At 56.3% G+C, this 14,140-nt stretch carries 15 protein-coding genes and 1 pseudogene; 6 read left to right on the forward strand and 10 right to left on the reverse strand.

The genetic code is table 11. From position 1 onward, the window contains the following. Positions 1-116: 116 nt before the first annotated feature. Positions 117-614 carry a hypothetical protein gene (locus KW835_RS16225; protein ID WP_218384158.1) on the forward strand — a complete coding sequence of 166 codons (498 nt, stop codon included), beginning with the start codon at positions 117-119 and terminating at the stop codon, positions 612-614. Positions 615-680: 66 nt separating this feature from the next. Here KW835_RS16225 and KW835_RS16230 read toward each other — a convergent pair whose 3' ends face one another. The 8 genes from KW835_RS16230 to KW835_RS16265 form a co-directional block, all read right to left on the reverse strand. Continuing rightward, the gene (locus KW835_RS16230; RefSeq protein ID WP_218384160.1) at positions 681-1,049 is read right to left on the reverse strand and encodes a hypothetical protein; all 369 of its coding nucleotides are present in this window, start codon (positions 1,047-1,049) and stop codon (positions 681-683) included. Next, positions 1,046-1,330 carry a MazG nucleotide pyrophosphohydrolase domain-containing protein gene (locus KW835_RS27140; protein ID WP_339385566.1) on the reverse strand — a complete coding sequence of 95 codons (285 nt, stop codon included), beginning with the start codon at positions 1,328-1,330 and terminating at the stop codon, positions 1,046-1,048. Before KW835_RS27140 ends, KW835_RS16230 begins: the two co-directional genes overlap by 4 nt. Before the next feature lie 661 nt (positions 1,331-1,991). Beyond that, positions 1,992-2,873 (reverse strand): plasmid partitioning protein RepB C-terminal domain-containing protein, encoded by an 882-nt coding sequence (locus tag KW835_RS16240; protein ID WP_218384161.1) that lies wholly within the window; start codon positions 2,871-2,873, stop codon positions 1,992-1,994. After that, positions 2,870-3,772, reverse strand: a complete 903-nt coding sequence (locus KW835_RS16245) for a ParB/RepB/Spo0J family partition protein (RefSeq protein WP_218384163.1) — start codon at positions 3,770-3,772, stop codon at positions 2,870-2,872. Before KW835_RS16245 ends, KW835_RS16240 begins: the two co-directional genes overlap by 4 nt. Further along, on the reverse strand, positions 3,769-5,331 hold the full coding sequence (locus tag KW835_RS16250; RefSeq protein WP_218384165.1) for a recombinase family protein: 1,563 nt from the start codon (positions 5,329-5,331) through the stop codon (positions 3,769-3,771). Before KW835_RS16250 ends, KW835_RS16245 begins: the two co-directional genes overlap by 4 nt. A 155-nt stretch (positions 5,332-5,486) precedes the next feature. Continuing rightward, entirely contained in the window at positions 5,487-5,915 is a 429-nt protein-coding gene (locus KW835_RS16255; protein WP_218384167.1) for a hypothetical protein, read from the reverse strand. A gap of 1,001 nt (positions 5,916-6,916) precedes the next feature. Continuing rightward, positions 6,917-7,327, reverse strand: coding sequence for a hypothetical protein (locus KW835_RS16260; protein WP_218384169.1), 411 nt, complete (start codon positions 7,325-7,327; stop codon positions 6,917-6,919). 62 nt (positions 7,328-7,389) lie between these two features. Continuing rightward, complete coding sequence (locus KW835_RS16265) at positions 7,390-9,495, reverse strand: patatin-like phospholipase family protein (RefSeq protein ID WP_218384171.1); 2,106 nt, start codon at positions 9,493-9,495, stop codon at positions 7,390-7,392. Positions 9,496-9,581: 86 nt separating this feature from the next. Here KW835_RS16265 and KW835_RS16270 point away from each other — a divergent pair, with 86 nt between their 5' ends. From KW835_RS16270 to tnpA, 5 genes and pseudogenes are all read left to right on the forward strand, one after another. Then, positions 9,582-9,881 (forward strand): antitoxin Xre/MbcA/ParS toxin-binding domain-containing protein, encoded by a 300-nt coding sequence (locus tag KW835_RS16270; protein ID WP_255593583.1) that lies wholly within the window; start codon positions 9,582-9,584, stop codon positions 9,879-9,881. Between the two features lie 91 nt (positions 9,882-9,972). Next, positions 9,973-10,548 (forward strand): HAD domain-containing protein, encoded by a 576-nt coding sequence (locus KW835_RS16275; RefSeq protein WP_218384173.1) that lies wholly within the window; start codon positions 9,973-9,975, stop codon positions 10,546-10,548. 28 nt (positions 10,549-10,576) lie between these two features. After that, positions 10,577-10,867, forward strand: coding sequence for a hypothetical protein (locus KW835_RS16280; RefSeq protein ID WP_218384245.1), 291 nt, complete (start codon positions 10,577-10,579; stop codon positions 10,865-10,867). Positions 10,868-10,888: 21 nt separating this feature from the next. Beyond that, positions 10,889-11,365, forward strand: coding sequence for a hypothetical protein (locus tag KW835_RS16285; RefSeq protein ID WP_218384175.1), 477 nt, complete (start codon positions 10,889-10,891; stop codon positions 11,363-11,365). A 425-nt stretch (positions 11,366-11,790) separates the two neighbouring features. After that, positions 11,791-12,222, forward strand: a pseudogene (gene tnpA, locus KW835_RS16290) (IS200/IS605 family transposase). A 159-nt stretch (positions 12,223-12,381) separates the two neighbouring features. Here the strand turns inward: tnpA and KW835_RS16295 are convergent. Together KW835_RS16295 and KW835_RS16300 are read right to left on the reverse strand one after the other, a co-directional pair. After that, positions 12,382-13,182 (reverse strand): HNH endonuclease, encoded by an 801-nt coding sequence (locus KW835_RS16295; protein WP_218384177.1) that lies wholly within the window; start codon positions 13,180-13,182, stop codon positions 12,382-12,384. A 193-nt stretch (positions 13,183-13,375) separates the two neighbouring features. Then, positions 13,376-13,906: a hypothetical protein gene (locus KW835_RS16300; protein ID WP_218384179.1), complete on the reverse strand. Its 531-nt coding sequence runs from the start codon at positions 13,904-13,906 to the stop codon at positions 13,376-13,378. Positions 13,907-14,140 lie beyond the last annotated feature (234 nt).

Here is a 14,140-nt window from a genome sequence, read left to right on the forward strand (position 1 = left end):
CAGCAGCCGGCGTCCGCGCAGCATAGTTCCACCGCCGCCGGAAGTTGCCCGCGCCACATGCACATCCAGGCACGCAGGCAACCCGGCCGCACCACCACCCAACCAGGAGCAACACCATGGCCCGAGACACCACCCCCCGCGACCTGAACCTTGATCCCATCACCCATGCACCGGGCGCACATCCCATCGGCACCGGTATCGGCGCCGCAGGCGGTGCCGTCACCGGCGCAGCCGCCGGCTCCGTGGGCGGCCCCATCGGCTCCGCCGTGGGTGCCGTGGTGGGCGCCGTCGTCGGCGGCCTGGCCGGCAAGGGCGCGGCCGAAGCCGTCAACCCCACGGCGGAAGACGCCTACTGGCGCGACGCGTATGGGCGGGAGCCGTATTACTCCGATGCCTACACCTACGACGACGACTACGCGCCTGCCTACCGCTCAGGCTACCAAAGCGTGATTGATCGCCGTGGCCGCGACTGGAACGAGGCCCGCGGCCACCTGCAGCAGCGCTGGGACACGGACCGCCAGTCGAGCCGGCTGAGCTGGCTGGAGGCAGAGCCTGCAGCGAAGGCGGCTTGGGAAAGGGCGGATCGGATTTGGAAGCAGACGAAGCAGGAGTGAGAGGGTTGAATGCAAACCCGTGTGGCGCGGTCCGAAGCCGCCGCGTTGAGCGACAGCTGATCAGCCTCAGCCGATTACATCAACGACCTTGCCGGTCGAGTCCTTGATCGTCGTCTTCTGCACCACCCACTCCACCTGCGGCAACAGCGGCAGCACATAGCTGCCCTGGCGGGGCTGCAGCGTCTGCGCCAGTTGCTGCACCGTGGCATCGGTCAGGCGCAGCACCAAGGCGTTCTCGCTCTCGCCCTGCCACTCCACCGCGTTGCTGCCATCGGCGCCAGCCGCAGCAGGCTCTAGCAGCAACTGCCACTCATGCCCCGCCACCCGCAGCGTGCGGCCAAACGGCATGCGCAGCGGGAGCAGGGTCACCAACTCATCCACTTGGCGGGCGCCCAGGGTGATCTGGGTGATGGGCTTGCGCAGCAGCCGTTTCACTTGTTTGACGCCCAGCACATCGGTAAAGAGGAACCCGTTGGCCGACCCATCGCGCCGCAGCCCTCTTCTACCTGCTGCCTCACCGCCGGGTGGGCCAGCAGCGACGCGCGGCCCAGGTCGGTCATCTGCACAAGGTACAGCAGCACATCTGCCATCTCATACGCAACGGCCTGTTTCTTATCAGCCGGCAGGTTGCGGCTTTGCTCCTCGGTCAGCCACTGAAAGTGCTCCAGCAGCTCGCCGGCTTCCTCGATCAACGCAGACGCCAGGTTCTTGGGCAAATGGAACTGGCCTCAGTTGCGCTGCTGCGCGAAGTCTTGCAGGCGCAGGGCCAGTTGCTGCAGGGTGGTGGCAGGCGCTGTGGCTGGTGTTGTGGAGGGGTCTTGAGGCATAGATAGAAGACGAGCTTGATGAAAAAACGCCCGGGTGTTGGCCGGGCGTTTTTGTTTATTAGTGCACCACTACGACGTAGCGGGCTGGCTGTAGGTTCTCACTGAACCTGCAAACCCAGGGCCTTGCAAACCAATCACATTTGCAGTTCCAATGAGAACGGCTCTAGAAATCATTCCCACAAACCTGCAAAGATCCTACACACCGCCGGTGACACCAGGGAGCGCGCCCCCTTGGACGCACTTTCCTGCCAAGTTTACCCTTTGGGATATTCCCCACGGTGTTGATGATGGGTGGTGGATTGCCCCAACGCATGACTAGGGGCTGCCTGCAAGTCGATCTCTTGGGGCAGGTCGGTGAAATGCGCTGATCGTGAAAGCTCTTGAGCCTCAGAGAAACGCGAGGCACAACTCTTCAAAGCGACTCCCAGGGTCGGTTGTTACTGCGGGGATTCGGCGGCAGTTAGGTGCCGGTGCATGAGTACCTTCTGGCGTGGTCTCAGGTGCTACCAGAGCCATGTCAGCGGCTCTCATATATGGAGCTGAAACGCGCTCACGTTTCCACGGTCGTCATCTCCACTATCTTGGCGAATTCTTCCAAGACCTCTGGGAAGTGGGTCTGCATGTACCGCAGCACGCGCGCGTTGTCTACGAGCTTGACGATGTAGCCTCGGGCGATCATCAAGTTCAGCATGTCCTCGCTGTGCGATTGCTCGGCCAGCTTGTACTGCCCCAGCAGGTTGGTCATCTCGTTTTCCATCCGAGCCACTTGCTCTTGCGACATCGCGGCGCTGCGAACCGTCTTCTTGCCGCCGACCAGCATTTCTTCTGGTGTCGCTGCGAGCATTGCACGGGCGTAGCTTGCGGTCACCGTGTTGGCGGCCACCATGAGTTCGGCGCACTCGACCTGGCGAGTGGGCTTCATACGTCGCAACATTGCAGTGACTTCTGTCGAGAATTGGTGGTCTTTCAGAATCCTGGCCACCTCATCGCAAATCCCGTCGAGCAGACTGCGCTTCTTTTGCAGCAAGCTCACATCAATACACAGACCTTTGGCTAACTTCGCTGCAGAAATGCCACGATCCATCGCGCGGCGGATCATGATGTGCTCCTGGATGGTCGAAAGGCGATTCAGCTGATTGTTGTACGTGAAAGACTCGTCGTCGGTGGAGACTAGGCAGGGAATCTCGCTGAGCTCCAGCTCTTTCATGGCCATTAAGCGCAAATGCCCGTCCAGGATGAGATGCCGTGAGGTCTTGCGGTCGACCGCTGTGACCACCAGGGGCTCAATGAGGCCGATCTCGGCGATGGATTCTTTGATCTGCCGGAACTTGTGCGTTGCCGTGATTTTTTGGTCGAGTTTGACCGACGGAAGGATTCGGTCGACCTCAATCATGAGCGGTTTGGGCAGGAATCCAAGGGTAGTGGATGTCATACAGAGCCTCCACTGCGGGACACGCGTTCCGCGAGGTACTTGGGCAAGGTGTCCAGCCCCTCCAGTCGAAGGATGTTGACCAGGTTCTCGTCGCCCAGCATCTTTCTCAGTGCTCCGTATACAAAGAAGAGTCGCTGCTGGACGAGCGACGACTTGCGGATCATGATGCGCTGGCGCTCAACCTCTGTCTTGTAGGCGCGCACCAGGCTAGACGAGGTGATGTCGACAGGCTTCCGAGGCGTCGAACGTGCGATGGAGCGTCCTAGAAACTGGCGCCGCTCCACCAGCTTCTTGGCGTACATCAGCTGCGGGCCACGGAGCTCGCCAGATTCGTAGGCTTCTTGCATTGCCATCTGTATTGCCTTGTCGTCATTGCCGGCACCGACGATGAGAATGGCCACGGTGATCGGCATCTTGCCGCGTTCGACGGCAACCAAAAGTCGCTCTTCCCCCTTGTCGACCAACTCAAGAATGTGCCGCACATAGGACTCGTGCAGGTTGGTTTTGCGCGCGATGTCTTGTACGGAATGTCCTTTGTCGCGCAGCAACGTGATGCCACGCAGCAGCTCCAGTGGCTGATGCCGTCTCCTTGCGACGTTCTCCGCAAGGCTCATGACAAACGCGTCCTCGTCGGAGACCATGACCACAAGCGCTGGAATGCGCTTCTCCCCCAGTTGCTGGAATGCCTTGAATCGCCCTTCGCCGCACACCAGTACGTAGCGCTCTGCACCGTCCTCACCGGGACGCGGTGTGACGGTGACAGGCTTCTTCAGACCAACTGCTCCGATGTTTTCCACAATCGCGCTGAATTTGCGCTGGTTACGTTCGCGGGGATTCAGGATCTCAATGCGGTCCATCGGGATCATGCGCAGCTCGGGCAGAGAAAGCGGCTCGGTCATGCCGCTCTCCGCAGTCGGGTTCGTGCTGCCATTCCATAGAAGTAGTCCAGGTTGTCGAAGCGGTAGTTCTCCAGTTCCACCGGATTGCGTTCTCCCAAACTGATGCGGGGATTACCGAAGTCCAGCCTGGGCCACAAGTAGTAGTCCAGAGCAGATTGGTTGGAGAGATCAAGACGTACCGCTACCGTGAGATCGGGCGCAAGGCCCGTGTCAAACCGCATCTTCCAGAACAATTGTCCTGACTCGCGCCGCCGACAACGAGCCAGCACGATGGAGACGCTGAACTCCTCGTTGACATACAGGAGATCGGTGAGCGGATCGCGTCTTACGCTACCGCCCAGCGCCGCCATCTTCTCCTCAGTCTGCACGACGATGGCGGGGTGCATCCGGCGCAGATGCCGATTGATTTCGACGTACTGAAAATCGCGCGACGGGACGAAGCCAACAAGTTGGTAAGCGCGTACCAAGCTGCCGAAGCGATGGGCGTAGACCGAAGAGGATGGCATGCCCTCGGTTGAATTGATGATGAGCCCAGACAGCGCCTGGCGGTGCTGATAGAGGTTGCGCAGTCGCTCAATCAATTCTTCGTCTGAATAGCGGCGCGAGCGCGCGCGGATGATGCCTTGCGCGGTGTAGAAGTCCTCTTTGGCAACGATGGCTGGGAAGGCGTCCTCCTTGCGAATCCACATGTCTGAAGGATTGACCACTCTCAGCTTGCGCAGCTTGAAGGACACCCGGTTGTAGACGTTGCTGCCGATGTACTTTTCGTTGATGAGGACCTCGTGAACAGTGGCTCTGTTCCATTCGCGCCCCAGATCGGTGCGGATGCCCGAGCAGTTCAATCGCGAGGCGATCTCCGTCTCAGACAAGCCGTCATTGACAAACCATCGGTAGATGCTTTGGACCACCTGCACCTCTTCCTGGGGGCCAGGCACCAAAACGACTCGGTCGGTCTGCAAACTTTTGTGCTCACCTCGTGCCAATTCGGCCTTGCTCGCCCCCGTCTGATCAACCAGTAGTCGGCGCAATCCAAAGCCCGCAGGCCCTCCTTGCCGATAACCTAACTCGATCAGCCGACACTGGCCTGCAAACACTTTCGTCGACAACTCCCGGCTGTACTCGCCAGCCATGGTTCGCTTCACGCCCTTGACGATGGTTGAGATGGGGGAGCCATCGTTCTCAAACTGTTCCGCGCAGTAGACCACCTGAATGCCCGCGCGCTTGCACCGATATTCGTAGTACGCGCTCTCATCCGCATCCTGGAAGCGTCCCCAACGGCTAACGTCGTAGACGAGCACCATGGAGAAGTCCGCCGCACCCGATTCCACGTCCTCAATGAGCTGTTGTAAGGCGAGCCGTCCGGCAATCCGAAGCCCGCTCTTGCCTTCGTCGGCATAGGTTTTCACCACCTCAATGCCGCGTTGCTGGGCGTACTCCCGAATGCGAGCGACTTGGTTGTGTGTGGAGTATTGCTGGTGCTCGGTCGACATCCGCACGTACTCCGCCGCGCGGAAGTTCGATTGCCCATTCTGTGACAATGGCAGCTCGCCTTTATCCATCGTGCAGCTCCTCAACAGACTCGTGGTGCTGCGCCACGAGGTCATCGGCCACCTGGAAACATCTCCCGGGTCAGCAACGGCAACACCACACTACCAGCGTCATCATCTGTTGGCGATAAAGTCCTCTCTTTGCAATCACACGTCTCCGAACAGGTTCAAGGCGCCAAGCTGATCTGGACAATCCATTCCTGCTGTCCTGCCAACGTAGCTGGGGCGATTGCAATGAGTTTGAAGATGCCCAATACGGGCAAGGCTTGTGGTGACGCGTCACTGTTTGCAATTGGGGACGCGTGCAAAGAAGCGGAGCGCCTAGCATTGCGTTGCTTCTGACGTTGCCGATTGGCAGCGGTGTATTCGGGGTGTGATTCCCGGTAGCGGCGCCAGTAATCTGGATGATCCCTGCGCCAACTAGACTGGGCCTGAGCCTGGTTCTCGTGGTAGTCATCGTCAGTCTTGCGCTTTGTCTTTTGCCACAAGCGTTTGCGTGACTGCTGACACTCTGGCTTTGCGCAGTACAACTGGTGAGGGGTTTGAGGCCGGGGTTCAAACGACTCGCCGCACGCATTGCACCAGCGCTTTTCCATGGTGAATCTCCATTCTGAACAGGAAGGGAGATTTAATTGCAGCGTGGATGCTTTGAGTGTCAATTTCCACGTAAAACTGGCAGTCAGGGGGTGAAGGCCATTTCTGAACTCAACGCTCTAGGGCATGCGGTTGATGCCTGTTCTCGACGAGCGGGCGGACACTGTATGACTGATTGAATATGGGTCGCTGGGATGCCCTGAGACATATCCAAATACAGCCGGGAATGTTTAGCTCCTGCGAATTATTTGGTTCCGGGCGTTTGACCCGAGGGGGCCATTGGACAGCAATCAGTGAACTGTTTGTACAAGTGCGTCACCTTGTCCATTCGGCGCTGTGATCCCATGAGCATGGCAAGCATTCGGTAAGCCATGTGCATGAGCCCATTGGAGATTCGAATCAGATTCATTGCCATCTCCACCGGAAATCCCTCACGCACACGGCGAAGCGGGTGAATCCCGCTGTGGACATACGAGTTCAAGGCGTGCCGTGAATACTCGTTGAACTCCGCCAGATGCGCGGTCAACCCAGCGGGTGCTGCTCCCAACACCTTTGAGAGCATCTCAGTAGCACTTGGGAGATTTTTGGCTGCAAGCTCGGCTTCCGGCGTCAGTTCTCTACCTAGCTTTTCGATCTGTGCTGGAGTTGCCGCGAAGAGGAGCCATGAGGCCCGCAGCAGAGCCTCATATTGAAGGCGAAGAACTCCGCATGCAGAGCTTGGGGCGTCAATGGCAAATGCAGTTCTTACTACCCTGGAATGCTCGATGCACAGGTGGCATGCGCTCAAGGCCAATTGGTTTTGTTCGGACTCAATGGCCAGGACCACACCTGTCGAAGGAAAGCAGTCCAATATGGCGTCCTCGAACTCGTCGGATCGATCTGCGAGCGCCAGTACAGGATCGTCGCAAAGAGAGGCTTGTAGAGGTGAAGACGGGCTAGTCAAGTTGCAGTCGCTATGCCTATTGAAGTTCTTAAAGCGGAAGCTTTATCGTGTATTGCACCATCAAACCAAGGATGGATGCACATAGCGCACCCACACGACCGCAATCGTTGCTGCTGAAATGAGAGCGTGCCACGAGCCGACTTTATATTTCGAATCGGGATCTAGCCTTTGAAAGATCGGCTGGAAATCCAATGGAACACCGGAATCTGCACGTTGCACAAAGGACTTTAGCCCTTCGGCAATCTTAAGTGCGTCTTCTTGTGCGCCCAAGATAAGTCGCATGTTCAGCACTGCAAAAATCACAAAGCCGAGTGTGAGCATCGCGTACTCGAACCAATGCTTCATTGAACCGGCGCCCCAAGCGAAAGCAGCTGTGCTTGCAGCAATCGCTTGAAAGTAGCCCCAGTATCGGTGCGAAGTGTCTGTCACCGCACGGTAGTGCGACAGGGCATCAGATAGCGATATCGTCATGACAGCTTCCTTAGGAATGTGTCCACCGCTGGCTAGGAATTAGGGTGCTCTGGTTAGCTTCGTCACTGCGATTTCGTTGGAATCGGGATGCATTCAGTGGGTGGGCCCGCATGACCGCTACTTGTTATGGGCCTGTGGATTGGCCTCAGCCCATGTTTTCTTGCCAATGCACTGTGCTGAAGGCATTGGATTCCTTCATTCCTAGTACGGCCGGACATTTCATCGTAGCGAAGGTTGACAGCAAGGTTGCGTCCGAGCTCGCGATATGCCCAAAAGCGATAAGTGCTCGAGTCAATGGTTGCGGTCACTGTTCCGTGCTGGGGAAACTGCATGTAGTCTCGTTGAGCTCCTGTCAGTGGAGTCTGAATATCTCCAGAGTAATTCTCGCCTGAAGGATATTTGTGGCTATCGATGGTGGAACCTCTATCGTGGAAGAAGTAAATAGGTAGCCAGCAGTTGACTTGGTTTGGCTTAGTGCCACACTCATCTTCGAAAGAAGTCTTCCGGTTGACCAGTGCCTGAATCTTCAGTTCGTCCCACGCAGGCTTGATTACATAAACTTTAATTCTTCGGTTTGGTTCAGCGGCCGTTGGTGGCCAAGTGATCTCTCCTTCAATGACAGGTGAGGTCCATGCGGAAACGTTGTATGCCAATTGTTTTGCTTCATTCTTTCTCAAGCGCTCGCACAGCAAATTGAAATTCTCAAGAGCGGCGAAGGTCATCGACAACTTTTCGAGCAAAAGCAGGTGTTCCAAGTTACAGAGGTCTTCCATCCGCCCTTCAGCGTCTTGCGCGCCGTCAGCGATGATCAGGTCAGAAATGCCGCGCCGAATGAGGCTAAGTGCACCAGTATTCTCGGTTGGCCCCCCATCACTGAGTCGCACAGTACCGCGAATGCCATCCGTTGGCCTCGTCACGGGGATATCCACACCCCATTGCACACCTCTAACGAAGAGGCCTGCCATTTCATACATTGCAGTGCCCACGCTGGGCGATAGATTCTGCGGATCCATAAAGCCAGCTGAGGCCCGTACGCCTTGAGTGATGGTCTTCAGGGGCGGGGGATTTTGAATGTAGCCAAGTCGCGAAGATCCATAGCTGAAGGGCGTAATCTCAAAAAGATTGTGGGCGTTCGGAATCCTGGTTTTGGTGCCTTGTGTAGTGTTAAGAATCCAAACCGGCAAAGTGGGATCTTTGTCGTAGAGGGCTCGTAGATCCTTCCACTGATTTTTCTCTGGATCTACTCTGAGACTACCGTTGGACCCCACGGCATTGGTATATGACCACAATGACACTTCCGTAAGCGATTCGGATGGGGCGCTGGCTATGAGAGCTATGTCACGACGCTTAGGGTTCAAACCCCAGGTGCGCTCCAGCCCCATCTCATAGGCTGTCACCACGGAGGGCTCTATGCCAAAAAGACCGGTTCCAATCTCTAGTACAGAATGAAATCCATAGCCGACTAGCTTACTTTTGGGCGATGTTTGAGGATTTCCCGTTGGACGAGTAATCTCGGGATTAAAAACATCAGGCCAACGGACTATGTGGGCTTGCCAGCGGAAAGGGTCGTATTCACCATTGACCGATCCAGCAGTTGCGTGGCGTGAGTTGAAGCATACCGGTTCAGGTTGCTGCCGACCTAACTCTTGGGCTTCTCGACGAGCTGAGGCGAGCGCACTGCTGCGTGCGTTGCGCAGATGCGCGTATTTTTCATCTTGAACATCTTGTTCCCGAACGAGCCACAGCGGCACGCAGTCAGAAAAAATAGAATCAAAATCAAATCGCTCTCTGCCTTCAGCGCGAGCCGCCTCCATTTTTTTTGAGAAATACCAATATGCTGCGTAGCCGCCACCGGAGGTGGTTGATATCGCATGTACATGCTTAAGCACACCACTTTGTTGAAGTCCATGCAGCACACCGTGTGCAAACATCCCCGCCTTGGTTCCCCCGCCTGAGAGGGCCAAGCCGATTCGTGGAGCCTGAGTGCCATCAGCTTTTCTGGCGACGTACCTGTTTTCCAGGGCAAATTCAGCGTCCAGCCTGGATTGCGTCATCGTCGCAAGCCTCAGTGGAGGTTCAGACTGATTTGGGTCGTCAATCGGCATGGTGCCGCACCCACTGATCGCGACCGTTGCGGTCACGAGCGAAATGTAGACGCTTCGTTGCATGAGTCCCTCCAGTTGCTTTTGGAACCGAAAACTACAGGGAAACGTAAAGTGCATCCAGCGAAAAATTGCATTCCATAGACCAAAATATGACGCTCAATCCCAAGGATTGCACCATCAAGGTTGCACACCGATCCCCAGCCATTTCCACGGAGCAAGCCATGGCCCTTGAAGACGACATCGCCACTCTCACCGTGCTCGTACAGGGCATGCTTGCTGACTCAGGAGACCAAACCGGTTTTGATGCAAGGGTGTGGCTAGACCAATGGCTTACTAGCATGGTCCCAGCCTTGGGAAGTCGAAGACCTATCGATGTGCTCAATGAGCCAGACGGCCTGCAAGTCGTGAAGAGCTTGCTCTTGCGAGCCCAATCTGGTGCGTATTCGTAAGCATAGGCAGGGAGAGGGCTGGTCGTGAATAAGGTCTGGACCTGTCGCTATCCCCGCTGACCAATTGACACCATGCAGAATGCCTACGGCTATGCCCTTTAGCCAGAACTCCCCGTATCTCCCTGCGTCTTCTCCCCACAGCGCGGACGTCGTTCTGTACCTAGACCTCGATGGTGTTGTCCACCATGAAAAAGTGCTCTGGCATCCAAGCAGGGGTATCTACATGAGCCCATATGAGGCTGCAGGACACTCTCTTTTTGAATGGATTTCTATCTTGGAATCGGTGCTTGAACCGTACCCGGCAGTCGCTCTGGTGCTGAGTAGCACCTGGTGCATCCGTCCCGGATACAGCGCAACCCTCAAACGGCTTCCGGTCTCTCTGCGTGCCCGGTTCATTGGTGGGACGTACCACAAGCGTGTCCATGGCGTGGATCCCTGGAATCTGTCTATGTTTCGCACCACGCCCCGGGGTGTGCAAGTTCAAGATGACGCTCGTCGCCGAAAGCCCCGGCAGTGGCTGGCACTTGATGACGATTTGGAGGGGTGGCCTGACTCCTGTCGGGAAAATTTGGTCGCGTGCGAAGGAACTACCGGCTTGTCCAACCCTGTAGTTCAACACGAGCTGAGGGAAAAACTGCGCGGCTGCCATGCGGGGTTGTCCGCCTAACCCCGTAGTTTCTGAAAACAGCCAACCGATGATTCGACGCCACTCCGACATCCTCGCGGTCTTGCAATCTGTCGCTGGCATCGTGAAGCGCCGCCACGCACTCCCTATCTTGGCCAATGTGCTCAGCCGTCGGACAGCCAGTACCGGCTTCACGGATTTGGATATCGGCCCGTTGGTTCTCGAAGCGCCAGTTCGCCACAGCGCCGAGGTCTTCGCCTTGCTCTCACGTCCGGTGGCCAAGCTCAAGCAGGCTGCTGCATTGAACTTGCCCCGCACTTCGTATTTCAGTAGCAAGGTTAGCGGTCGCAACGCGCCATAGGGCGCCAGTGATGAAGTCCCCATGAAAACAGCCTCGACAACATCAACCTCAACGACTCGCCTCCGCACAAACAACGGCCCAAGCGCAGTTGAACATCCGTCGCTCTACGCGTCTGCTGCTCAGACAAAGGCCTTTCTGGCTGGCAGCCTGGCCGCCCGGACGGCTCGCTTGGAAGCCAATGACATGCTCAGCACAGACATGGCAGCGGATCTGGTCGGTACCACCCCAGTGACGATCAATGCGTGGATCGCCAAAGGGCGGGCTATCGGATTGACCCAACCCCGGGGTGGATTCAAGTTGCCCAGTTGGCAGTTTGAATCTGCCCTATGGGATGCAGTGCCCAAGCTTTCAAAAGCCTTGCGAACGACTGAGGGCTGGGCACTGCTCGCCTTCTTGGAGACACCATCGGGCGCTTTGGGCGGCCGGACACCGCGTCAGGCGATAGAGCAGGGGCATCTGGCCCGTGTAATTGAAGTGGCGGGTGCTGAGGGCTATTGACCCCCTACGACCCATCAATCTCGCAGATCTTCAGAGCATCCCTTACTTCTAGCACCTCGCTCCGCAGCCTATTTTTTGGGGTTTAGCAATCAAGCGCCCCTGCGGTCACGGTGAAGATAGGGACACGGCTACTCCTGTTGCATCCATCGAATCTGCTTTCACGGCGATTTGACAATACCGGTCAGCCGGTTGCCTACCTTGCTGAACGCCCTGAAACCGTATTTACGCGGCGATCTGTCGTCGTGAAGCCTTAGGAGTTTCATCTGAGATGGTGAGTGGACGCCATTCCACAATGAAATCTCTAGCTGCAAAAAGGAGGCTCCCGGCTCTGCCGGGGAGGCAGCAGAAGTTTGACTTTTCAGGAGGTTGTCCACCGTAGAGACTTGCAATCGTGAGCCGCCAAGCAAATGAAAGGAAGAAAAACGGTGGATAAGTTTAAAAGTCTGAGTCACACGGCCTGGGATTGCAAATATCACGTGGTCCTCATCCCCAAGCGTCGAAGGCAAACGCTGTACCAGCAGCTACGCGAATATCTGGGCGAGGTGTTCAGAGAGCTGGCAGCGTAAAAGGAGTGCAGAGTTGAAGAGGGGCATTTGATGCCCGATCACGTGCACATGATGCTGTCGATCCCGCCGAAGTACTCGGTATCGCAGGTGGTCGGTTTCATCAAAGGCAAGAGCGCAATCCACCTGGCGCGGGTGTTTGGGGAGCGTAAGCGCAACTTCGTGGGGCAGCACTTTTGGGCGCGAGGGTACTTCGTGTCGACGGAGGGACGTAACGAAGCGGTAATACGGGAGTACATCCGTAACCAAGAGAAGGAAGATGCAAGGTTGGGCCAACGCGGTCTATGGAGATGAGTAGCCACAAATAGGTGGTCCCAAGAATGAGGGGCCGCGTAAGCGACCCCTTGCAGCCGCTTCGAGTGGCTCACATCCCAAATGCCCCCAGCCTTGCCGGGGGATGGTTGCCGAATTTAGTCTCGGGTTCGCTGTGTGCAGAACTGCTTGACCACAGGGCTAGGCCTCTCCTGTGATTGCTCGTACACGTCTGACTTGATCAGAGTACATGTCAAGCCAAGTGCTCCGGCCCGCATGCAACTCTACAAAGCGCTTCTTTCCTGTTAGCTCCACAGCCCCTGGATGCATTTTCTGGATCCGGCGGATTGATGCGGCGGCGTGGCCTGGTAGAACATCTGGTTTAAATATCGGCATTAGCAGAACCAGTGGCCCCAGTATGTTGATTCGGAGAATGAACGAATCGTCTCCAGGCAGAGATCCGTAGCAGATTCGGATGAGAAATGGGTTTAAAGTCTTTGCCCCATGAGCCGCCTTTCCGAACGGCTGATTGACAGCGGGCATCTCATCTAACGCGATGGGACTGGCCAGATAAGCCAGCAAAGTAACGCGGTTCCTTGACGGCGATTCCGCAGTGCCAAGGATGAAGGAAATGAAGTTTTCGAACAGGTAGCTATGAGCGCCGTCAGTTCGTGAAGAGTTGAATGACACCTTTAGCGACCAGCGAAGCAGTGGTGCGTACTCGTATTTGAGAGCAAGCGAACGTCCGAGGTAGTTGTGAACCAGAAGTCCTGCTTCATCAAGTACCTGCTTCCCGTAGGCGTCGAGTTCACTCAGAACGCCGTTGTTGCATGCAGCGCAGACGTCTTTGACCTTTGCCTCTCCGCCGACCATCTTTCCCACAACTTCATTCCAGCCGACAAACTTCTCTCCCGATGATTTTTGAAGTGCATAGAGAAAGGATGGGATGACGTGCTCGCGCGTCAGCGTACCTTCTTGTTTGCAGTAAGCGCAGGTGGGCATGTGCGAAGCTTAAGAAAATTTAGACCGAAAGATCAGGGCGATGAACTAGGCTATGTATTCTGGACACTAATTACTCCTATCAATACATTGCAGTCTGAAATTTGCCGAATGCACCACGCGGCGAAGGACGCCAGGGGCCGAGAGGGAGCGTGTATTTTCTAGCGTAAACAACCTTTGGCTAGTCTACTGATCCCTACTGCCGACCGACTAGCGGCAAGTGCTTTTTGCGCATCGCCGCTTCGATCTTGGGCGCGAGCACGGGATAGTTCACCACCTCCAGGCGCAGCACGGACAGGCGATATCGGTTGCCCTCAAGAAGATTGCGTGCTTTCAGTTTTAGGGCGAATGTGCGCTTATCCGCTGTCAGATAGAGGTGTTCAGAAACGCGCTTTCCAATATTTTCGGATTTTCCCAAGTACAGCGGCATCCACTCTTGAACGGCCGTGTGCTTCGCCATACGCCCCTTCTGACATGAGGGCACGAATGACTGCTTGAATTCCTCCTGATTCCACTTTGACGTGAAGCAAGCGAGCCAGTCGCCCAGCATTGCGGCGCCATAGGGCCTAGACCAGACCTCCAGGAAATACAGTCCGGAAAACTGGATGGACTTCAGGTCAACTTGAAGGAGGTCTCCCAGCGGCTGAAACTCAAGGCCCTGCGCTATTTGCTCAAAATCACGAAAGAGTTTCGTGAGTTCCCCATCAATTCTTTGGATGTGCTGCATACAGCCATTATCGAGTGGCTGCTTCAGCTCGGCGGAGGCATCTCGGGCACTTCCCAGACAAAATTTCAGACCTACTATGCGTTTCGAACGCCAGCATCTTGGCTCGACCGCGAATTCGCGCTGTCTGCAAGGAACAGGGCTTAGCGAACGACGGGTATCAGCCCTCTTGCTCCAACACTCTGGCTTCACGCAGCCTCAGGCTGAACGATGAGTGCTGTTGCAGCTTGATCTGGA

The sequence above is a fragment of the Acidovorax sp. sic0104 genome (assembly GCF_019219095.1).
Lineage (GTDB): Bacteria > Pseudomonadota > Gammaproteobacteria > Burkholderiales > Burkholderiaceae_C > Acidovorax.

Excerpts from the sequence above, each read along its gene's own strand:
- KW835_RS16225 (WP_218384158.1), top strand. The coding sequence starts at position 117 with ATGGCCCGAGACACCACCCCCCGCGACCTGAACCTTGATCCCATCACC.
- KW835_RS16240 (WP_218384161.1), bottom strand. The coding sequence starts at position 2,873 with ATGACATCCACTACCCTTGGATTCCTGCCCAAACCGCTCATGATTGAG.
- KW835_RS16245 (WP_218384163.1), bottom strand. The coding sequence starts at position 3,772 with ATGACCGAGCCGCTTTCTCTGCCCGAGCTGCGCATGATCCCGATGGAC.
- KW835_RS16250 (WP_218384165.1), bottom strand. The coding sequence starts at position 5,331 with ATGGATAAAGGCGAGCTGCCATTGTCACAGAATGGGCAATCGAACTTC.
- KW835_RS16255 (WP_218384167.1), bottom strand. The coding sequence starts at position 5,915 with ATGGAAAAGCGCTGGTGCAATGCGTGCGGCGAGTCGTTTGAACCCCGG.
- KW835_RS16260 (WP_218384169.1), bottom strand. The coding sequence starts at position 7,327 with ATGACGATATCGCTATCTGATGCCCTGTCGCACTACCGTGCGGTGACA.
- KW835_RS16265 (WP_218384171.1), bottom strand. The coding sequence starts at position 9,495 with ATGCAACGAAGCGTCTACATTTCGCTCGTGACCGCAACGGTCGCGATC.
- KW835_RS16270 (WP_255593583.1), top strand. The coding sequence starts at position 9,582 with ATGACGCTCAATCCCAAGGATTGCACCATCAAGGTTGCACACCGATCC.
- KW835_RS16275 (WP_218384173.1), top strand. The coding sequence starts at position 9,973 with ATGCCCTTTAGCCAGAACTCCCCGTATCTCCCTGCGTCTTCTCCCCAC.
- KW835_RS16280 (WP_218384245.1), top strand. The coding sequence starts at position 10,577 with ATGATTCGACGCCACTCCGACATCCTCGCGGTCTTGCAATCTGTCGCT.
- KW835_RS16285 (WP_218384175.1), top strand. The coding sequence starts at position 10,889 with ATGAAAACAGCCTCGACAACATCAACCTCAACGACTCGCCTCCGCACA.
- KW835_RS16295 (WP_218384177.1), bottom strand. The coding sequence starts at position 13,182 with ATGCCCACCTGCGCTTACTGCAAACAAGAAGGTACGCTGACGCGCGAG.
- KW835_RS16300 (WP_218384179.1), bottom strand. The coding sequence starts at position 13,906 with ATGCAGCACATCCAAAGAATTGATGGGGAACTCACGAAACTCTTTCGT.